The following is a 17,647-nucleotide window of genomic DNA, read 5'->3' on the forward strand; positions in this document are numbered from 1 at the left end:
CGTTCTTCCTAGAATCGATGCCGCATACCGATGCTCACCCCAGCTTCGGTCCGGCCCGAGGCCGGCGAGCCAAGCGTGATCTGCGCGATCGCATCGCGCGCCGAGCCCATAATGTAGGCGGCCGCGACATAGACGTCGGTTCGCTTCGACAGGAAGTAATCGTTGCCGATACCGAACTGCCACCAGTGTGGCGAGGCGCGCTGCCCACCGCTTTGTAACCGGCCCGACGAATAGGTCACCATCACGCCGGTATGATTCAGCGGCGTTGCGCGAAAGGTGAGATTGGCCTCGGCGACGTCCAGCGACAGGCTGCCTGTGCCATTCAGGCCCGACGTATGCGCCCCGGTCACGACATTTTGGCTGAGCAGGGTGCGCGACAAGGTGGTTCCCACGCTCCAGCGTTCGATGGTCTGAACGATGGCCGCCATGCCGGTCCGCTGGGTTCCGACTGCCAGCATCGCGGACGACGCCGGCGTGCCGGCCAGTGTCGCGTCGACTTGTCTGATCCAGAGCGGCAACGCCGACTGATAGTCGCCCGTCGTGGCGCCGTTTGCGTTGGTCGCGCTGTCCGGCCGCGCGAGTTGCGCATAGCCCGCCACGAACGTCGTGTGCTCGCTGCGATAGCGGATCGCGCCGCCCCACTCGCGGTTGTTGGCGAACCCGGCGCCTGCCTGATTGCTCAGTGCGTACTGGACGCGATAGCGCCAGCCGCCGAAATCGGGGCTTTCGTAATCGATCGCGTTGTTGAAGCGCGTCGTGCCGCCCAACAGATCGAGATCCAATGGATGAACCATCAGCGAAGTGCCCCAGCGCAGTGCAGCCGTCAACGGCCCGCCGTAGAGCGCGAGCGGCGTGTATTGGCGACCGAGCCGCAGCGTGCCGTAGCGGACGTTCGACAAGCCAACCGTACTCTGCCGCCCAAACATCCGGCCGCTCTGGAGCGTCGCGCCGCTGGCCGAGTTGTAGCCGTTTTCGAGTACCGCCTCGGCGCGCCAGCCATTGCCGAGCACTTCGCTGCCACGAATGCCCCAACGCGCACCTGACAGCTTGCCCGAAGTCATCTCGACCGTATCGCCACCCTTCTGGTGATTCGACCAGGTCACGCCCGTGTCGATCAGACCGTACAGCGTCATGTTCCCTTCGGCATGCGAGAGCTGAGCGATGCTCGCCCCGAGTACCAGCGCGCAAAGGCGCTGCCTCTTGGTCATTTCGTCTCCTTTCTTGTTTTATCCAAGCCGGTGCGCCTGGGCGTGGTACTGCTTCAGCGCCGCTCGTGCAGCACGCGGGCGGGTATCAGGAACAACACGACCAGCACCGCGATCAGCACGACGCCGGCCACGACGTACAGTCCTCCCGTCACGCTGCCGGTACTCTGCTTGATGTGGCCGATGGTCATCGGGGCGAACGAACCCATCAGTTGGCCCAGCGCGCTGATCAGCGCAAGACCGCCCGCCGCCGCGGTCCCCGACAGATAAGCCAGCGGAATCGTGAAGAAAAGCGCCGCGATGCCCAGGAACCCGATGGTCATGAAGGCGAAGACGACGACCGTGAGCATCAGGTCGTGCATCGCGAGCGGCAGCGCGAGCAGCGACAGCGCGGCAAGCGTGCCACTCGCCGCCCAATGCCAGCGCCGTTCCAGTCGAAGGTCCGAGCTGCGGCAGATCAGCAACATGCCGATCGCGCCGATCGTGTACGGAATGGTCAGGAGCAGCCCCACGTCAAGCGCATTTCCCGCGCCGGCCTGCTTGAGAATCGATGGACTCCAATAAGTGATGACGTTGGCAACCCATGGCACCGCGGTGTACGCCAACGCGGCGACATAGAGCCGCGGCGTCCGCAACGCGGCACCGAAACGATGCGACGCCGCATCGTTGCCTTTGCCACGCTGCTCCGCTGCCAGCGCCTCGACCACCAGCGCGCGCTCCGTGGCATTGAGCCAACGCGCATCGGCAGGCCGCTCGGTAAGGAAGCAATAGAGCAGCACCCCGACGACAATGGAGGGCAGGCCTTCGATCAGGAACAGCCAGCGCCACGCATGCATGCCGCCGACATCGTTCATCGCATGCAGGATCCAGCCGGAGATCGGCCCGCCGATGAAACCGGACACCGGCACCGCCAGCGCAAAGAAACCGATCACGCGAGCGCGCCGTTTCGCCGGGTACCAATAAGTGAAGAAAAGCAGCGCGCCCGGGAAGAAGCCGGCCTCGGCGGCACCGAGCGCAAGCCGCGCGATATACAGGTGCGTGGGTGTCTGCACCGCCATGGTCAAGGTGGAAACGATCCCCCACAGAATCATGATTCGGGACAGCGTCTTGCGCGCACCGATCCTCGCCATTGCAAGGTTGCTTGGCACTTCGAACAGTACATAGCTGAAGAACAGCAGGCCGACCGCGAAGCCATACTGCTCGTCGCTCAGACCGATGTCCTGGCGCATCTGGAGATGCGCATAGCTGACATTGACGCGATCGATGAAAGAAAGCACAAAACATCCGAACAGCACCGCGGCGATCCGAAGATCGATCTTTCGATAGGCGCTGCGCTCGATGCCTGCCCGGTCTGCGCAAGCGAGCGATGGAACCGTACTCATGATGTCGTCTCCTGACGATGCGCTGCAGCGCATTCTGTTCCGCTTGCTCGGTCTGCGCCGAGCCGGTTTCGCAAAGAATGCAAACGGGAATGCCCGTTAAGCGGCCTCCACCACAGCCGTCCAGCGCAGCTCGCGCCGGTGCGTGGCCGACTCGAACGGCGTGGCGCGATGCATGGTCACGCTGTTGTCCCAGATGAGCAGATCGCGCGGCCGCCATGCATAACTCAGTACGAACGCGGGCTGCGTGGCGTGCGCAACGAGTTCCTCCAACAGCGCCCTGCCCTCGTCTTCCGGCCATCCGACGACGTGCGAAGCGCTCGACGACAGATACAGTGCGCGGCGCCCGCTCGCCGGATGGCGACGTACCAGCGGATGCCTGACGGGTGGCGCCTTGCTGCGCTCCGCCTCGGTGAAATCCGCGAAGCCGCATTTCGCGCGCTGCACGAAAACGCTGTGCTCGACTTCCAGGCCTTCGAGCGCCGCTTGCCTGCCGGGCGGCAAGGCGTCCCAGGCCGCGCGCATGTCCGCGTATTCGGTTGGCGGCGGCTCGGGAGGCAATGCACGCGCCGACAGCAGCGTTACGCGGGCCGGCCGCGCCAGGAAGGACAGGTCCGCATGCCACAGGAGATTGGCGTCGCCATAACCGGGATCGGAAGCCCGCTTCAAGCCACCGCTGACGTCGACATTGCCAACGTCGTTGAAACGTCGGTCCGCCAGCCGCCGACGCGATGCGTCGAGGATCGACTCGTGGATGGGCCCGAAGCGATGCGCCAACACGAGTTGCTGGTCATCGGACAGCGCCTGGTCGCGGATCGCGACGACCGCATAGTCGGCGAGCGTCTGCGCGAGCAGGTCGGAAGTTTCGTCGCTCAGCAGCGACGCGGGGTCCAGGCCGGTCACGACGGCGCCAAACCGCCGCGCGGGACCGCCGATGGCTTCGATCAACATGCGTTGTCTCCTCTTCGAATCGCATTTCGTCACGGTGCGCTTGCTGCGCACGACAGCAGGCTGCAGTGTAGGAAATGCCAGACGAACGAAACAAGCTGGAATTTTCGATGGACTTGGACCGGTAACTTCGATGGTTTGCCGACCTTACTTCATGCTTTCGCAAAGCCCGGCGACGCTGCGCACCCGTCCGATGTGTGGGAATACCGACGTCAGCGCGAAGCTGTGCATTTGCGCATCGATGGTGCTCATTGCGTCCTCCGCGAACAGCACGCGATAACCCCGATCGAACGCAGCGCGTGCGGTCGATTCCACCCCGAAGTTCGTCGCGATGCCACTCATCACCACGTTTTGGATGCGATGTCGCCGCAGATGCAGGTCCAGGTCCGTGCCGTGGAAGGCGCCCCAGCTCCGCTTCACGATCACGATGTCGTCGCGCTGTAGTCCGAGCGCGGGGACCAGCTCGCTGGCCTCGGGTGGCATCGCAGGCGCGCCAGGCGCGCGCGTGAGCGGCCTGTCGGCGGGCAGGGAGAGAAGCTGGTTGACGTCGATGCGGACCCACACGATCAGGCCGCCCTTGTCGCGCAGGGTATCGGCCAACGCCACCGTTCGAGCGACCACGTCGTCGGCCGCGTACGGGGCAAGCTGGCGCGTGACGTTGCTGTGTTGCAGGTCGATGGCCAGCAACGCCGTGACGCGTGCATCGAGGGTGAGATCTGACAGCATCGGGCATTCCTTGAATGTGAGGGACGACTCATTTACCGGCATTGTACAATGTGACGATGCCCTCACAAAAAACCTCGTCGATGCGCCGCACGCCTCAGCAGGCGCGCTCGGAAAAGCGTGTCGCTTCATTGTTGGCCGCGGCCGAAAGCGTTTTCAGCGAGCGCGGCTTCGATGTCGCGACCATGACGGAGATCGCCGACAAGGCCGCGGTGTCGATCGGCTCGTTGTACCAATACTTTCCAAATCGCGCCGCGATCGCGACGGCCTTGCGAACTGCCTATGGGGCGCAAATGGATCGACGCTGGTCGGATTGGATCGATGAGGCGCGGGTGGCGCCGCTGGCAGAGCTCGTGCGCGGTCTGGTCGACCTGGTCGTGGCATTTGTCGATGATCATCCCGCCTATCTCCAACTGGTGCAGGCGTCGGTTAAGTCCGCGCGCACACCGAAAGACCGTCTCGAGTTGAGGAAGCGGTTTGCCGATCTGCTCGTCCTGCGCTCGCCGGCGCTCGACGCACGCAAAGCACTGGCGATCGCCGAAGTGGCGCTGATGATCGTGAAGGGATTGGTTTCGCTCTACGCGAGCGCGTCGGCGGCCGAACGCCCACGCCTGCGCACCGAGGTAGTCACCGCCTTGACCGCCTATCTGCAAGCTCGCCTCGGCGCGTGATCGAACGCATCGGTTGATCGGACCCATCGGCAGCCAGCAAGACCGCATCGCTCGTCGCCGCGTCGGATGCGTGTGCCTCGCGCACGCCCCCGCTCGCGAAGCCGCCGCAAGCGTCGCGTACGCAAGCGTGCCGGCCGGCTCGGCCAGGCGCGACCGGCTGGTTGCCGTGCGGCATCAACGCATCGCCCTTCCAAGCGCCTCGCCACGGCTGCCGGCGCGCCGCCCGCCGATCATCTCGGCAAGCCAGTTGGCGAGCAACGAGGCGTAGGCCCGTTGACTGCCATCGTCGGACAGGCCATGGTCCGCGCCGTCGATCACCCGATACGTCAACGAGTGCGCGTCGAGGAACGCCCGCAGGTAACTCGCCAGCACCGCGTGCGGCACGGTCGCATCGTGCTCCGATTCCACCAGCAGCACGTCGCCGCGAAAATCCGCCGCCGCCCGCAGCGCGCGGTTTTCCCCCACGGCGACGATCCGCCGGCGATACGCGGCGAGGTCGTGCTTTCGGTGCAACGTTCGTTTCGGGATGTTCCAGCCCTCGTCGAGATACAGGGCGGGCACCCGCAGCCCCAGCCAGCGAACGGGCCGCAACGACGTGAGGATGGCGGCGAGATAGCCGCCATAGCTGCTGCCGACCACCGCCATCGAACGAGGGTCGACGAGCGGGTGCCCGGAAAGCGCGTCGTAGGCGGCCAGCACGTCGCGCAGGTTGGTCTCGCGCGTGACCGTGTCCTGCTCCTCCTTGGTGCGCGCGTGACCGGTCAGGTCGAACGTCAGACAGATGCAACCGAGCGCGGCGGCCTGCCGCGCGCGTTCCATGTACTGCTTTTGATCACCGCCCCAGCCGTGGACGAACAGCACGCCTGGAATCGTGGTGTGCGGCGTCACGACCGTGCCGTCCAGATAACCCCGGTCGACGGGAATGTGAATCTGCTGTCGGTCCACCGTCATTTGTTCGTTCCCCTGCTCGTGGAGCGGCCTCGACCCGCGTCGGGACCGGTCCCCACTGTCGCGTATTTGGTTAGCACGCCCACCCGCGGGTCGACGTCGCGATAAAGCACGCTGGCCGCGTCGGGCACGCCGGACGGCGCGCCGTATCGTTCCACCGTGGATGCGCGAACCACGTCGAGTGCGGGGTCGTCCGCGAACGCCCGCAGCGCGCCGATTTCGGCCCCGCTCGCGCCGCCAAGTCGCCAGGATTGCTCGAGCACGCCGCGATGCCGACGGCCATTGGCATCGGCGCCGCTTGCCACGTCGTAGTTGCGCCGCGAGGCAAAGAACGACGGATACGCGCTACCGATCGCCGCGTCGAACTGACGTGCCCGTTTGACGGCCGCCCGCGCTGCATGCGTCATGCGCGTGCGCTCGAGCGCCTCGAAACCACCCCGCGCCACGACCAGATCCGATCCGCCGTACACCAGCAGCCCGTGATTGTTGCGTGTCAGCCGCTGCACGCCGTAATAGCACGCCTCGAACCCTCGGATGTGCGTGCGCCCGACGCTGAATGTTGCGATATTGCGCAGGTTCCGTTCGAGGACCACACCCTCCTCTCGCAGCGCGCCCTCGCCGATCGCTTCAAGGTGGGCTTCCAGGTCGTCGCGGCCTTCGAGCACGGCCTGGCCAACCCCGCCGATACCCGACGGACGCTTCAGCCGCACTTCCCCGCCGCGCTGCAGCAAAGCCGTCGCGGTGCGCGCGTCGTCGCTGCAAAATGCACTGAAACCAGGGAGGACCAGGCCACGCACCGCGTCGGCGAAATGGTCGGCCCAGCCGGTCGGCTTGTGCCGAGCGCCCGGCACCAGACCGTGCACGACTACCTTGGTCGCGACGAATGGATAGGGAACCACGCCACCGAAAAAGTCGTCTTCATCGCGTATGCGCAAGCGTGTTGCGTCGGCCAGCGTCAACGTGTCGTCCGGTACCAGGTATCGATCGCCGATCGACGCTGCCGCTTCTCCGGCGTCGCCCGCGTCGTCCAGAGCGTCGAAGGGCGCCCCCAGCCGAGCACCCAGCAACGCTGCGACGTGTGCGGTCAGGACGTACTGCGTCTCGCGCTCGTGCTCGCCGCTGGCAGCCTTCCGGCCGCCGCTGTATGCGGCCACGACGGTGGCGCGTTCGAGGAACTGGGCATTCATGCGCGTCCTCCTCCGGGTATGCCGTCCGCGGCGCGCCGGCGGAACGGTGCCATACCTCCACCATACGCTCCGATGCGATGCGGAGGCATCCGGTCCGATACGGTACGGTGCGATTCTGTAGCAAGCCTGTCGGCAGCAAAATGCATTCCGCCAATGCGCCGCAGGTCAGAACCGTGCTACCGCTTGGAAGCCAGCCGTTCGACGGTCGCGCGCAAGTCGGCCACGTGCACCATCAGTTCGCGCACGCGATGCAAGGTTGCATACTGGCGACGCACGGCGTCCCAGCGATCCGACCGGACGACGTCGGCCCAGACAGGCGCCAACATGTCGGGCGCCCCCGGGCCGCCGTTGGACAGACGACTGGCGTAGGCAAGACTGGCTGGCGCACACAGCAGTTGCATGCGACTCGCCGCGCTGAGGACACGCGGTGTCGATTCGCTGGCCGCCTCGCAGCAATACAGGACATGGTTATCGAGATGGTCAGCCGCTATGGGCAGCGCCTGCAGTGATGCGCCGCACAGACGAACCGCCCCCTGTTGCGTGGCGAACGTGTACACGGCGGCCGGATCGGCTCGCGCAAGTCGTTCGAGACCCCGCAACAGCTTCGGAAGGTCGGTCGTCGCGGCGTCCAGCGATGTCTTCGCCTCGGCGAGCAGGCAGAGGGTCCAGGCCGCGTCGGTCGGAGCCGCTGACGCGCGACGAAGCAGCACCGCGTCCCACTCGCTCTTCGCGCGCTGCGCGTTGCCGGGTACCGACGACGGAACGCGCAGGGACGTGACGATGCGATAGGACCACTGCGGCTCGCGGGCATTGAGTTGCCCGGCGAGACAAACCAGCGCCGCGGCCACGGCGGCCTCGACGGCCGCACCGCGATGCTGAGCCGCACTGCCCGCAGCAAGTGCGTCAGCACTCCCGGCGCGCGGGCCGGAGCGATCTCGCAACGCTAGGTACTGGCGTACGGCGGGATCGTCCGCCAGTATTGCCAAGCGCCGCAGGCGGGTTAGCGCGGGCTCGCCACCAAGGCGGTCAAGGCCACGAACGGTGCGCGCGTCGCCCGCGAGCGCGCCGTCTTGCAACGCCGCACGCGCCCTGTCGGCGAGCGCGCGCCACGCCGCCGTCGCAGCAAGCGCATGGATAGCCGCCAGCGCATCGCGCTGTACCGGCGACTCGAGTCGCACGCGGCGGGCAGGATGTGCGAATGCGTCGACAATGGCATGCACCGTACGCCGGTCGCTTTCGGCGCTCGTCGCCAGGGCAGCGAATTCGTTCACCGTCGGCAATCGATGACGCAACACCAGCGCCTGGTAGGCAGGATCGCCCGTGTCCTCGCGCATTGCGTCGCCGATCAGGCTTGCCAACGCATGGGTGAACGCGCGCGCCAGCGTCCGATCGTACGTCTGCTGACCGGTTGGCGCCGCCGTCCCGACAATCCGCGCCGCTTCGATGGCCGTTGCAAGCACGCTGGCCACGCCCTTCCGGTCGCCTGGGACGCTGTCAGCGACCGGAATGGCCGGCACCCGGTAGCGACGCGGGATCTGCCGCAGCAGGTGCTCCAGAAGATCGGAATGGCTGGACCGCATGGCGTCTTGTGCGCGGGTGGCAGTGCCGGTGACCGTCGAGTATAACGAGCTACACGCACCTTCGACGCCATCGGCGGGCACTCGCCGCCTTCGTGGGAGTACTCGAAGCGGTTGCCCTATCACCGCACCACTTGAGACGCCGTCCCGCGTGTTGGGTCGCCCGCTTCGCGGGTTGGCCGCCTCGCTTCGCGCCCGTGCCGACGGCGGCATCGCAGTGCGTCGGACCGGCGGCCCGGTCGGCGCCCGTCCGTCGGCGCCCATCCGTCGGCGCCCGTCCGTCGGCGTCGCCAATAACCACGCTGCGCGCTGCAAGGCGGATCGCGCCGGGGCGGACTAGATCGGCAGCCCCTCGATCGTGTCGCGGACCCGACGGAGGGCCGTGTCCAACTGAGCAAGGGTCGGCGAGCCGATACTCAGGCGCAGTGCATGGGGTGCATGACGCGTCGTCGCATAGGCTTCCCCCTTGGACACCGCGATGCCGCGTTCGCCGAGGGCGGCCGCGGCACGGTCCATACGCACCCCTTCGGGCAGCGCGAGCCACAAGAACAGCGAATTGCGATGTGCGACGACGTCCATGCCGGCCAGGATCTCGCGTGCCAGGGACTGGCGTCGCGCGGCATCGCGTCGAATGCTCGCCTCGATCCGTTCGACGGTGCCGTGGTCGAGCCACCGCGTTGCCATCGCGCTGACCACGCTGGACAAGCTCCAGTGACTGGCCCGGAGCGCCGACTTCAGCGCTCGCCGCCATGCGCTCGGCGCGATCAGGTAACCGAAGCGCAGGCCGCTCGCGAGGCTCTTCGACAAGCTCGACAGGTAAACGGTACGCTCTGGCGCAAGCGCCACGAGGGGCGGGGGCACGCGCTTGCCGACGCCGGCAAGATAGGCATGCGCGGCGTCCTCGATCAGCAGGCAATCGTACCGACGCGCAATCGAGACCAGGCCTTCTCGGTGCGCGGTGTCCAGTACCCAGCCCAAAGGATTGTGCACCGTCGGCATGGTATAGATCGCGGCAATCCGATTGCGGCGACAGATGGCGTCGAGCGCCGCCAGATCCGTGCCGCCTTGGCGAACCGGCACGGGGCTGAGCGCCAGGCCGTATGACTCGGCGACCATTTTGAAGCCCGGATAGGTCAGGGCGTCCACGGCCACCGCCCGACGCGAGTCCCGCAGCGCGCGCGCGACCGCGTCAAGACCGGCTTGCGTCCCGCTGGTCAGCAGAATGTGCTCGGCGTCCGTTTGGATGCGACGCGCCCTGGCGAGGAAGTCGGCGACAATTTGACGTTCGTGCGTGCGTCCGCCGGTGGGCTGCTGATGCATCAGCGCGGCGAGGTCGCCTGACGAGGCAAGCTCGCAAAGCATCTTGCGCAGCAGCGCTGCCTGCTGGGGCACCGGGGGATGGGTAAACGACAAGTCGATGCTGTGATGACTCGCCCGCGCTTCGTCGTGCCGGTCCCACTCGCCCAGCCGCGGCCGATCGCGGACGAAAGTTCCGCGGCCGGTTTCGCCGATGACGAACCCCAGCGACTTGAGTCGCGCATACACCTTGCTCGCCGTCGCCACCGCCACGCGGTGGCGCGCGGCGAGCGCACGGTGCGTGGGCAGGAGTGCCCCCGGCGACAAGTCGCCTTGCTCGATTGCCGAAACGTAGTGCTCGACCAGGCGGACCACAGACGAAGACGGCATTGCGCGTACCTAGGACAATTCTTTGATTGCGCCACTCTAGTCGAATAGGCTGGCGATCGGAAACCCCGTGCCGACGCGCAAGCGCCCTGGCACTCGCTGCCCGCCGCTACCTGGAGCCGAGATGAACCATCCCGAAACGCTACCCGTACTGGATTTCCTGCAACGCCAGCTCGCCGGCACGCTGGCGCCCGGCGAGACGACTCACATGCGCTATCCGACGGCCATCTCCCGTCTGCTGGCATTCGAGATCGTCGCCGTCGGCCAGGCCAGCGCGACGATAGCGGTGCAGGCGGACGCGATGCGGCACGGCAACCAGCAGGGCACCGTGCACGGCGGATTGCTCTGCGAATTGGCCGATGCCGCGATCGGCACCGCCCATTCGACGTTGATGCTGGCCGACCAGACTTTCACGAGTATCGATCTGCAGGCAACTTTCCTGCGGCCGGTATGGCGTGCACGCCTGCTGGCCCGCGCGTGGGCCACACACCGCGGCCGTACCATCAGCCACTACCGATGCGAAATCGAGCGCGATGACGGCAAGATCGTTGCCACTGTCGCCAGCGCAGTGATGACCCTGCAAGGCGAACACGCCGCGGGCCGGTGAGGACGAGACACGGACGAGACACGGACGAGACACGACAAACGCACGAACGCCCTGCCCGCGCGCTCAGACGGCCAAACGTGCCGGGCCGCGTACGTGAACGGAATCCCTGCCTGGCGGCAGGCCGAACATGCGGCGGTATTCCCGGGTGAATTGCTGCACGCTCTCGTAACCGACGGCAAACGCCGCGCTGCTCGCGGAAACGCCCTCGGCCATCATCAGGCGGCGCGCTTCGATCAGCCGCAGATGTTTTTGGAACTGCAGCGGCGACAGCGATGTCGCTGCCCGGAAATGCCGATGGAAGGACGAGACGCTCATACCCGCCGCATCGGCCAGTCGCGAGATCGGCAGCGGCTGCGCGAACTCGGTACGCAGCACGTTGACGGCGCGGGCGAGGCGCGGCGCATGGCTGTCGGCGAGTCCGAGCCTGCGCATGGCGGCACCGTGTCGGCCACAGAGCAACCAATAGTGCATTTCGCGTACAAGCGATCTGCTCAACACCGGGACCGCGGCCGGCCGCGCGAGCAAGCGGACCAGGCGTAACGCGGCATCGGCGACTTCCGCATCGGTCGGCTGGACGCCGACCAGCTCGCCACCGGCTGCCGATACAGGCGCCGGCTCGTACATCAGCTCGGCGATGGTTTCGAATGACAGATCGAGCACGAGCGAGTAGTAAGGCTCGGCGCCACTCGCATGGGTGATCTGGCTGACCGTCGGTAGATCGGATGCGATCAGCAGCGAGTCGCCGGCGCCGAACGGCAGCGTCTGCGTCCCGGTCATCACCTGCTTGTTTCCCTGCACCACGAGACAGACGAGTGGCCGGCAAATCGCGTAATCGAGTCCGCTGGGCGCGGTGGCACGGATCATCGTCAGGCCGGGGATCGCCGTGCGCGCGATGCCCGCGCCATCCGCGTGCGCGTCGGCATAACGGCGCACCGCATCGGTCAGGCTGGCATTCATGTACGCGTCGATCGTCGGTTGCATCATACCCATCCTAGCAACTTTCCTTGTCGCGGACAGCGGACGCCGTTTGGCAGGAATAGGCCAACAGCAGGTAGCTCTGTGCAAAGGCCGAGGCGCGTGCGCGGCACACAATGCGGCCATGTCGTTTCACCGCACAGGAGCCTTGAACATGAGCGAAATAACGTTGGTAACCGGCGCAAGCCGCGGACTTGGCCGCAATACGGCGCTGAGCATCGCTCGCCGGGGCGGCGACGTGATCGTGACGTACCAGAGCCGCGCGTCCGACGCGCAGGCTGTCGTCTCGGAAATCGAAGCATTGGGCCGCAGGGCGGTCGCGCTGCAACTCGACGCCGGCGACGTATCCACGTTCCCCGCCTTCGTGGAGCGCGTGGCGGCCGCACTGCGCGACCATTGGCAGCGCAGCCGGTTCGACCATTTGGTGAACAACGCGGGCCATGGCGACGTTGCGCCAATTGCCGACACGACCGAGGCGCAGTTCGACCGCCTCGTGAACGTGCATTTCAAGGGTGTGTTCTTTCTCACCCAGGCATTGCTGCCGCTGCTCGCGGACGGCGGCCGGATCGTCAACCTGTCGTCGGGTCTGACGCGTGTGTCCGCCGCCGGCTGTTCGGTCTACGCAGCGGTGAAGGGTGCGGTGGAAGTTCTCACCGTCTATCTCGCGAAGGAGTTGGGCAGCCGTGGCATCGCGGTCAATACAGTCGCGCCAGGTGCGATCGAAACGGATTTCTTCGGCGGCGCGGTGCGCGACACCCCTGAATTCAACCGTTTCTTCGCCGGCATGACCGCTCTCGGACGGGTTGGCGTGGCCGATGACATCGGTCCGGCGATCGCCAGCTTGCTGTCGGCCGACAATCGTTGGGTCAACGCCCAACGAATCGAAATCTCGGGCGGCCAGGGCATCTGACATCACTACCGGCAAGCGGCCGGGGCCCGGCGTCGTGGCCGCCGCCCTGGCACCATCAGTACGCGGAGCGACGGCGCCGCAGCACGCCATAGCACGCCATAGGACGCCACATCACGCCGCGAAACCCAGCGACAGCGTGTAGTCGGCCTCTTCCTTCGCGAACTGTCCCAACGCGGAGATGAACGCGCGCGTGTCGTCGGTACGCCATTTGAAGCAGTATTCGATGCTGGGCAGCTCCGGCACGACCTTGAACGCATGCAGTTGTCCGCTGTCCACCAGCTTGCGCATGAACAAGCGCGGCAAAAAACTGATGCCGACGTCGGCCAGGGTCAGACCGACGATCGCGCTCAGACTGTTGCACGCCAGCACCCGGCGGCCTTGCACGCCGTTGCTGGCCGCCCAGGACTCGTAGGCGGCGGTCAAGCGAGACTCTGCGGTCATCGTCAGGATCGGATGCTGCATGATGTCCCGCGACCTCAGCACGGCGCGCGCCGGAATGCGTCTGGGCGACGACATCCACGCAAACTCCAGTGTCGCGAGCGGCACGGAACTCAACATCGGGTTGTCTTCGCTGCTCTGCGGCAGGATCGCGAAGTCGATCTCGCCCCGCACCAGCCGGCGTTCGAGTCCCGCCGCCAGATCGACATACGGTTCGAGCGCGAGATCGGGATGCTCCGTGGTGACGCGCGCCACGAAGCTTGGGAACCACGTGAGTGCGGTCAATTCGCTGACGCCGAAGCGGCACAGCCCGGCCAGGCGCGGCGGCGTGCCCAGCAATTGGTGAATCTCGCCTTCGAACTGCAGAATTTTATGAGCGTGACCGAGGATGCGCGTGCCATGCTCGGTGAGTACCGAGCGCTGCGCGGAGCGGTCGAACAATGGCACGCCGACGGACGCCTCCAGCTCGGCGATGCGCTTGGACAGCGTCGACTGCGTGATATTCAGGCGAGTCGCGGCAACGGAGAAACTGCCGAGGCTCGCAGCCCAGTAGAATGCCTCGAGTTGCTTGAGCGTCATGGTGATCGGTGCGGCGCCGACCGGCTGGCCGGCGACCGGCCATTATAGAAGCGAGCGCCTGACCCCGTCGCTGTCTGGCGGTTTGGCGAGGTCTCAAAGCATGCGGCATCATTTGTCAGGCCACAGGAAGGCAGGTCCGAGCGTGATCGCGCAACATCGGGCGCAGGAGGCCGGGCGGCCCCATCCGTAGATGCCCTGGCGCAAAACGAACGGCGGCGCAACCGCGCGCAGCCCGCGCGGCGCCCCACCGCGCGCTGCCAAGTCCGGCCCGACCATCGCCACTGCCCAGACCGTCACCGTGCGATATCCTTCCTGTCCCTCCTGTTGCTCCTGTCCCTCCAGTCCCTCCCGTGCGCGGCGAAGCGTGCCGAGCGTCATGAACGACGGTCAAGCGCGCTTTTGCGCCAGCGTTTCACCACCAGCGGTAGCGGGTGCCGCGTTGCTCACGGTCGCGGGACTGCGCGGCTCGATGATGCTGAGCAGGATCAAGAACGTTGCCGCGGAACATGCTGCAAGGAAGGCGAACACGGTCTGCCAACCGGACGTGTCGAGAATCATGCCGACCATCAACGGGGCCAACGCGCCGCCGAGCGAGCCCATCGTGTTGACGATCGAGGCCGCGAGCGGTACCTTCTCGCGCGTCGCGATTCCCATCGGATAGACCAGGAACGTCGAATAACCCAGGTTCAGCAAGACGCCGGCAGCGAAGAACAGTGCCGCCAGCAGATAGGGATCGTTCGGCGCGAACAGGAGCGCGTACATCATCCCCACGGTCGCGAGAGAGGTGATCATCATCACCGGCTTGCGGCGGCGCGCGAACACCCGGTCGGACAGGATGCCGCCGAGCACGTTGCCGACGATCGCCCCGACCCAAGGTGCCGATGCCACCGCCCCCATCTTCATCACCGAGAAGTGCTTGACGCTGACGAGATAGGTCGGGACCCACGTCATGATCGCGTAGGTGATGCCCACCAGGAAGAAATAACCGAACGCGCAACCCCAGACGTTCCAGGACTTCCAGACGGAACGGTCGGTGGCAAGCAACGACACCCGTCGGGTGCGGATGATGCCGTCGATCCACATCGGCTTGTCCGCCACCGCCACGGTCCGCTGCGATTCACTGGCGGCCGGAACGGATTGGATGTAGTCGACTTCGCTTTGTGACACTGCGCGCGACTGCCGCGGCTCGTCACGCACCAGCCAGAACCACAGCGCAGCGGAAATCAAGCCCGGGATCGCGAAAAAATAGAATACGTCCCGCCAGCCGAAGCGCAGCAGAATCAATGCGCAAAGCGGCGGCACGAATGCGGGCGAGAACTTGATCGACGCCATGAACACCCCGGCTGCCAGACCGCGTTCCTGCGGCGGAAACCAGCGGTTGATGGTCGACACGATGCCGATGTTGATCGGTCCCTCGGCAATGCCCAGCACGGCGCGAGCAGCCTTGAGCTGGAAAACGTTGCCAGCCAGTCCCATGAACATCGTCGAAAGCGAGGTCAACACCATCGACCCGACCATCAGCCCTTTGACGCCGAGCTTGCCGAACAGATAGCCCGACGGGATCTGGACGATCGCATAGCCGATGTAGAACAGGAACGCCATCGCACCAACGTCGGTGTTCGACAAGTGGTACTCGCTGCGGATCGTCGGAATCACCACGCCGAGATTGGCCCGGTCGGCGCCGGCGATCGTATAGGTGACGAAAATCATCGCCAGCACCACCCAGCGATAGCCGGTTCGCCTTGTCTTGCTTGCTTCCATGCACGTCTCCTCTGCGGCTTTGCCCGCAGGCCAGCCATTCTGGATCTTGTCGATTGCGGGCCATGCTACGGCGTCTCGAAAGCGCGCATGTAGCGATATTTGTCGATGATCCGACATGAAGATTTCGACTTGGGTAGAAACGCTGATTGCGGTTCCATGGCGTCGGCGTCACGTACCGGCGCGCGGTACCGGGAAGCGCTTGCCGAGGTCACGCGGCGTCGGCCGCACCGTTGCATCGCCGCAAGCGGAGCATGCGGGTAATCACGGACAGTCGGAAGTGGAATGGACCGCAGTCGAAAAATGTCGCTAGTGGCCGGATCGGCTGTGCTCTTATGCTTGCCCGGTACTTCAGCAATAGCGGATTTCGACATGAAGGTTTTCATCATGGACCCGATCGATGCGAGTGCCGTCGCACTGCTCGCGCAGACGCACACAGTCGTCGACTTTCCGGGTTCGCGACAGCGGGATTGGCACGCGGAAGCGGATGCAATGATCGTCAGGACGTTCGAAGTCCGCGAGCCTGACTTCCGACGCGCGCAAAAGCTTCGCATCGTCGCCAAGCACGGCACCGGCGTCGATAACATCGATCTGAACGCCGCAAGGGACGCGGGCGTCGTGGTGACCAACACGCCTGGCGCCAATGCCGCGGCGGTGGCGGAATATGCATTGGCGATCACGCTGGCACTGGCGCGGCAGGTGAATCTCGCCGACCGCTCCCTACGTGCCGACAGGTCCGGCCGCATCGCGGCCGGCACGGAACTGGGCGGCAAGACCGTGGGCGTGCTGGGCTTCGGCGACATCGGCCGACGTACCGCGCGTCTCTTCAAGGCCGCCTTCGACACAACGCTGCTTGTCTACGACCCGTTCGCGCCGGACGTTGCCTTTGCCGAATTGGGCGCGTCGCGCATCGACAGCATCGAGGCGTTGCTGCCCGCTTGCGATGTCGTGACCCTGCACCTGCCATTGCTGCCCGAAACCCGCAATCTGTTCGGCGCGGCGGAGTTCGCCGCGATGCGCGACTCTGCGTTCCTGATCAACGTCGCACGCGGCGGCATCGTCGACGAGGCAGCACTGTATCGCGCGCTGGTCGCTGGCGAGATCGCCGGCGCGGCCAGCGACGTTTTCGAAACGGAGCCCGTTGCCGCTTCCCATCCGCTGCTCGCGCTCGACAACTTCATCGCCTCCCCTCACATCGCCGCGAGCAGCAAGGAGTCGTTGGTGCGCATGGGCGCCGCTGCCGCGCAGGCCGTCCTCGACGCGCTCGCGGGCCGGGCGCCGTCGCACCGTGTGCTTCCCCAGGCAACGCTTGCCCACCCCTCCATCTAGAGCCTCCCGAATGAAAACCAATCGCTTCAACGACGTCGCGTCTTTCGAGCGCGTCACACCGGAACAGATCGAGCGCGCGCGCGAATTTCAAGCCGCGGTACTCTGCGATGTTGCCGGCCGCCGGGGCGCGCTGCACGGCGACATCCAGCCCCTCACGCAGAGCATGGTCGTCGCGGGACCCGCATTCCCGGTGGAGGTGCGTCCGGGCGACAATCTGATGTTCCACGTGGCCCTCGCCGTGGCGAAGCCCGGCGACGTCATCGTCGTGGATGGCAAAGGCTACCAGTCCGGCGCGCTGTTCGGCGAGTTGATGGTCACGCAGGCCGTTGCCGCCAAGCTCGGTGGCTTCGTGGTGGACGGCGCGGCCCGCGATGTTGCCACGCTGCGAGACAGCGCATTGCCGATCTTCGCGAATGGCCGCAACCCGGCCGGCCCCACCAAGGGGCTGGACGGCCGCCTTGGCGTGCCGGTGTCGATCGGTGGCGTGTCCGTCGAGCCCGGCGATCTTGTCATCGGTGACTGCGACGGCGTCGTCGTGATTCCGCGCGCGGACGTCGACAAGGTGCTGAAGGCGGCGGAACAGAAGCTGGAAGCCGAAGCGCAACGCCTTGCCGAGATTCGCGAGGGCTTGCTGGTCTCGCCCTGGCTGGACGACGCACTGCGTGCCGCGGGCGTGATCGGCGCGGACGAAACGCTGGCCTAGGCGCGACGGCCGCCGCCGCGCGGCGAC

Annotated in this window: 18 protein-coding genes; 5 read left to right on the plus strand and 13 right to left on the minus strand. The window is 66.0% G+C overall.

Annotated elements, in window-relative coordinates:
• Positions 1–8: 8 nt before the first annotated feature.
• The 4 genes from BLU54_RS19160 to BLU54_RS19175 all read right to left on the minus strand — a co-directional run bounded on the left by BLU54_RS19160 (position 9) and on the right by BLU54_RS19175 (position 4,258).
• Entirely contained in the window at positions 9–1,208 is a 1,200-nt protein-coding gene (locus BLU54_RS19160; RefSeq protein WP_091912005.1) for a porin, read from the minus strand.
• Positions 1,209–1,261: 53 nt separating this feature from the next.
• Positions 1,262–2,587 carry an MFS transporter gene (locus BLU54_RS19165; protein ID WP_091912007.1) on the minus strand — a complete coding sequence of 442 codons (1,326 nt, stop codon included), beginning with the start codon at positions 2,585–2,587 and terminating at the stop codon, positions 1,262–1,264.
• A gap of 96 nt (positions 2,588–2,683) precedes the next feature.
• Positions 2,684–3,535, minus strand: coding sequence for a TauD/TfdA dioxygenase family protein (locus tag BLU54_RS19170; protein WP_091912010.1), 852 nt, complete (start codon positions 3,533–3,535; stop codon positions 2,684–2,686).
• 144 nt (positions 3,536–3,679) lie between these two features.
• The gene (locus BLU54_RS19175; RefSeq protein WP_091912189.1) at positions 3,680–4,258 is read right to left on the minus strand and encodes an isochorismatase family protein; all 579 of its coding nucleotides are present in this window, start codon (positions 4,256–4,258) and stop codon (positions 3,680–3,682) included.
• Between the two features lie 56 nt (positions 4,259–4,314).
• Here BLU54_RS19175 and BLU54_RS19180 point away from each other — a divergent pair, with 56 nt between their 5' ends.
• On the plus strand, positions 4,315–4,926 hold the full coding sequence (locus BLU54_RS19180; RefSeq protein WP_139169763.1) for a TetR/AcrR family transcriptional regulator: 612 nt from the start codon (positions 4,315–4,317) through the stop codon (positions 4,924–4,926).
• Positions 4,927–5,100: 174 nt separating this feature from the next.
• Here the strand turns inward: BLU54_RS19180 and BLU54_RS19185 are convergent, their stop codons facing one another.
• From BLU54_RS19185 to BLU54_RS19200, 4 genes are all read right to left on the minus strand, one after another.
• Positions 5,101–5,877, minus strand: a complete 777-nt coding sequence (locus BLU54_RS19185) for an alpha/beta hydrolase family protein (RefSeq protein ID WP_091912015.1) — start codon at positions 5,875–5,877, stop codon at positions 5,101–5,103.
• Complete coding sequence (locus BLU54_RS19190; RefSeq protein WP_091912017.1) at positions 5,874–7,061, minus strand: DUF3182 family protein; 1,188 nt, start codon at positions 7,059–7,061, stop codon at positions 5,874–5,876. Before BLU54_RS19190 ends, BLU54_RS19185 begins: the two co-directional genes overlap by 4 nt.
• A gap of 176 nt (positions 7,062–7,237) precedes the next feature.
• On the minus strand, positions 7,238–8,641 hold the full coding sequence (locus BLU54_RS19195; protein WP_091912019.1) for a hypothetical protein: 1,404 nt from the start codon (positions 8,639–8,641) through the stop codon (positions 7,238–7,240).
• Between the two features lie 333 nt (positions 8,642–8,974).
• Positions 8,975–10,324: an aminotransferase-like domain-containing protein gene (locus BLU54_RS19200; RefSeq protein ID WP_091912021.1), complete on the minus strand. Its 1,350-nt coding sequence runs from the start codon at positions 10,322–10,324 to the stop codon at positions 8,975–8,977.
• 121 nt (positions 10,325–10,445) lie between these two features.
• Here BLU54_RS19200 and BLU54_RS19205 point away from each other — a divergent pair, with 121 nt between their 5' ends.
• Positions 10,446–10,928, plus strand: a complete 483-nt coding sequence (locus BLU54_RS19205) for a PaaI family thioesterase (RefSeq protein WP_091912023.1) — start codon at positions 10,446–10,448, stop codon at positions 10,926–10,928.
• A 63-nt stretch (positions 10,929–10,991) separates the two neighbouring features.
• On the opposite strand, the gene BLU54_RS19210 is transcribed toward BLU54_RS19205, so the two are convergent.
• Positions 10,992–11,909 (minus strand): AraC family transcriptional regulator, encoded by a 918-nt coding sequence (locus BLU54_RS19210; protein WP_235838034.1) that lies wholly within the window; start codon positions 11,907–11,909, stop codon positions 10,992–10,994.
• A 148-nt stretch (positions 11,910–12,057) separates the two neighbouring features.
• On the opposite strand from BLU54_RS19210, the gene BLU54_RS19215 reads away from it, so the two are divergent.
• The gene (locus BLU54_RS19215) at positions 12,058–12,813 is read left to right on the plus strand and encodes an SDR family NAD(P)-dependent oxidoreductase (RefSeq protein ID WP_091912025.1); all 756 of its coding nucleotides are present in this window, start codon (positions 12,058–12,060) and stop codon (positions 12,811–12,813) included.
• 111 nt (positions 12,814–12,924) lie between these two features.
• On the opposite strand, the gene BLU54_RS19220 is transcribed toward BLU54_RS19215, so the two are convergent.
• The 4 genes from BLU54_RS19220 to BLU54_RS24040 all read right to left on the minus strand — a co-directional run bounded on the left by BLU54_RS19220 (position 12,925) and on the right by BLU54_RS24040 (position 15,974).
• Entirely contained in the window at positions 12,925–13,830 is a 906-nt protein-coding gene (locus BLU54_RS19220; RefSeq protein ID WP_091912027.1) for a LysR family transcriptional regulator, read from the minus strand.
• 108 nt (positions 13,831–13,938) lie between these two features.
• On the minus strand, positions 13,939–14,208 hold the full coding sequence (locus tag BLU54_RS19225; RefSeq protein WP_091912029.1) for a hypothetical protein: 270 nt from the start codon (positions 14,206–14,208) through the stop codon (positions 13,939–13,941).
• Between the two features lie 9 nt (positions 14,209–14,217).
• Positions 14,218–15,591, minus strand: a complete 1,374-nt coding sequence (locus BLU54_RS19230; RefSeq protein ID WP_091912193.1) for an MFS transporter — start codon at positions 15,589–15,591, stop codon at positions 14,218–14,220.
• Positions 15,592–15,656: 65 nt separating this feature from the next.
• On the minus strand, positions 15,657–15,974 hold the full coding sequence (locus BLU54_RS24040; protein WP_211435382.1) for a hypothetical protein: 318 nt from the start codon (positions 15,972–15,974) through the stop codon (positions 15,657–15,659).
• On the opposite strand from BLU54_RS24040, the gene BLU54_RS19235 reads away from it, so the two are divergent.
• Positions 15,961–16,917, plus strand: coding sequence for an NAD(P)-dependent oxidoreductase (locus tag BLU54_RS19235; RefSeq protein WP_170845234.1), 957 nt, complete (start codon positions 15,961–15,963; stop codon positions 16,915–16,917). The genes BLU54_RS24040 and BLU54_RS19235 overlap by 14 nt on opposite strands.
• Before the next feature lie 10 nt (positions 16,918–16,927).
• On the plus strand, positions 16,928–17,620 hold the full coding sequence (locus BLU54_RS19240; protein ID WP_091912035.1) for an RraA family protein: 693 nt from the start codon (positions 16,928–16,930) through the stop codon (positions 17,618–17,620).
• Positions 17,621–17,647 lie beyond the last annotated feature (27 nt).

It is taken from the genome of Chitinasiproducens palmae, from assembly GCF_900095735.1.
Taxonomy (GTDB): Bacteria; Pseudomonadota; Gammaproteobacteria; order Burkholderiales; family Burkholderiaceae; genus Chitinasiproducens; species Chitinasiproducens palmae.

Excerpts from the sequence above, each read along its gene's own strand:
- BLU54_RS19205 (WP_091912023.1), top strand. The coding sequence starts at position 10,446 with ATGAACCATCCCGAAACGCTACCCGTACTGGATTTCCTGCAACGCCAG.
- BLU54_RS19190 (WP_091912017.1), bottom strand. The coding sequence starts at position 7,061 with ATGAATGCCCAGTTCCTCGAACGCGCCACCGTCGTGGCCGCATACAGC.
- BLU54_RS19195 (WP_091912019.1), bottom strand. The coding sequence starts at position 8,641 with ATGCGGTCCAGCCATTCCGATCTTCTGGAGCACCTGCTGCGGCAGATC.
- BLU54_RS19210 (WP_235838034.1), bottom strand. The coding sequence starts at position 11,909 with ATGCAACCGACGATCGACGCGTACATGAATGCCAGCCTGACCGATGCG.
- BLU54_RS19215 (WP_091912025.1), top strand. The coding sequence starts at position 12,058 with ATGAGCGAAATAACGTTGGTAACCGGCGCAAGCCGCGGACTTGGCCGC.
- BLU54_RS19165 (WP_091912007.1), bottom strand. The coding sequence starts at position 2,587 with ATGAGTACGGTTCCATCGCTCGCTTGCGCAGACCGGGCAGGCATCGAG.
- BLU54_RS19225 (WP_091912029.1), bottom strand. The coding sequence starts at position 14,208 with ATGACGCTCGGCACGCTTCGCCGCGCACGGGAGGGACTGGAGGGACAG.
- BLU54_RS19185 (WP_091912015.1), bottom strand. The coding sequence starts at position 5,877 with ATGACGGTGGACCGACAGCAGATTCACATTCCCGTCGACCGGGGTTAT.
- BLU54_RS19220 (WP_091912027.1), bottom strand. The coding sequence starts at position 13,830 with ATGACGCTCAAGCAACTCGAGGCATTCTACTGGGCTGCGAGCCTCGGC.
- BLU54_RS19240 (WP_091912035.1), top strand. The coding sequence starts at position 16,928 with ATGAAAACCAATCGCTTCAACGACGTCGCGTCTTTCGAGCGCGTCACA.
- BLU54_RS19170 (WP_091912010.1), bottom strand. The coding sequence starts at position 3,535 with ATGTTGATCGAAGCCATCGGCGGTCCCGCGCGGCGGTTTGGCGCCGTC.
- BLU54_RS19175 (WP_091912189.1), bottom strand. The coding sequence starts at position 4,258 with ATGCTGTCAGATCTCACCCTCGATGCACGCGTCACGGCGTTGCTGGCC.
- BLU54_RS19200 (WP_091912021.1), bottom strand. The coding sequence starts at position 10,324 with ATGCCGTCTTCGTCTGTGGTCCGCCTGGTCGAGCACTACGTTTCGGCA.
- BLU54_RS24040 (WP_211435382.1), bottom strand. The coding sequence starts at position 15,974 with ATGAAAACCTTCATGTCGAAATCCGCTATTGCTGAAGTACCGGGCAAG.
- BLU54_RS19180 (WP_139169763.1), top strand. The coding sequence starts at position 4,315 with ATGCCCTCACAAAAAACCTCGTCGATGCGCCGCACGCCTCAGCAGGCG.
- BLU54_RS19230 (WP_091912193.1), bottom strand. The coding sequence starts at position 15,591 with ATGGAAGCAAGCAAGACAAGGCGAACCGGCTATCGCTGGGTGGTGCTG.
- BLU54_RS19160 (WP_091912005.1), bottom strand. The coding sequence starts at position 1,208 with ATGACCAAGAGGCAGCGCCTTTGCGCGCTGGTACTCGGGGCGAGCATC.
- BLU54_RS19235 (WP_170845234.1), top strand. The coding sequence starts at position 15,961 with ATGAAGGTTTTCATCATGGACCCGATCGATGCGAGTGCCGTCGCACTG.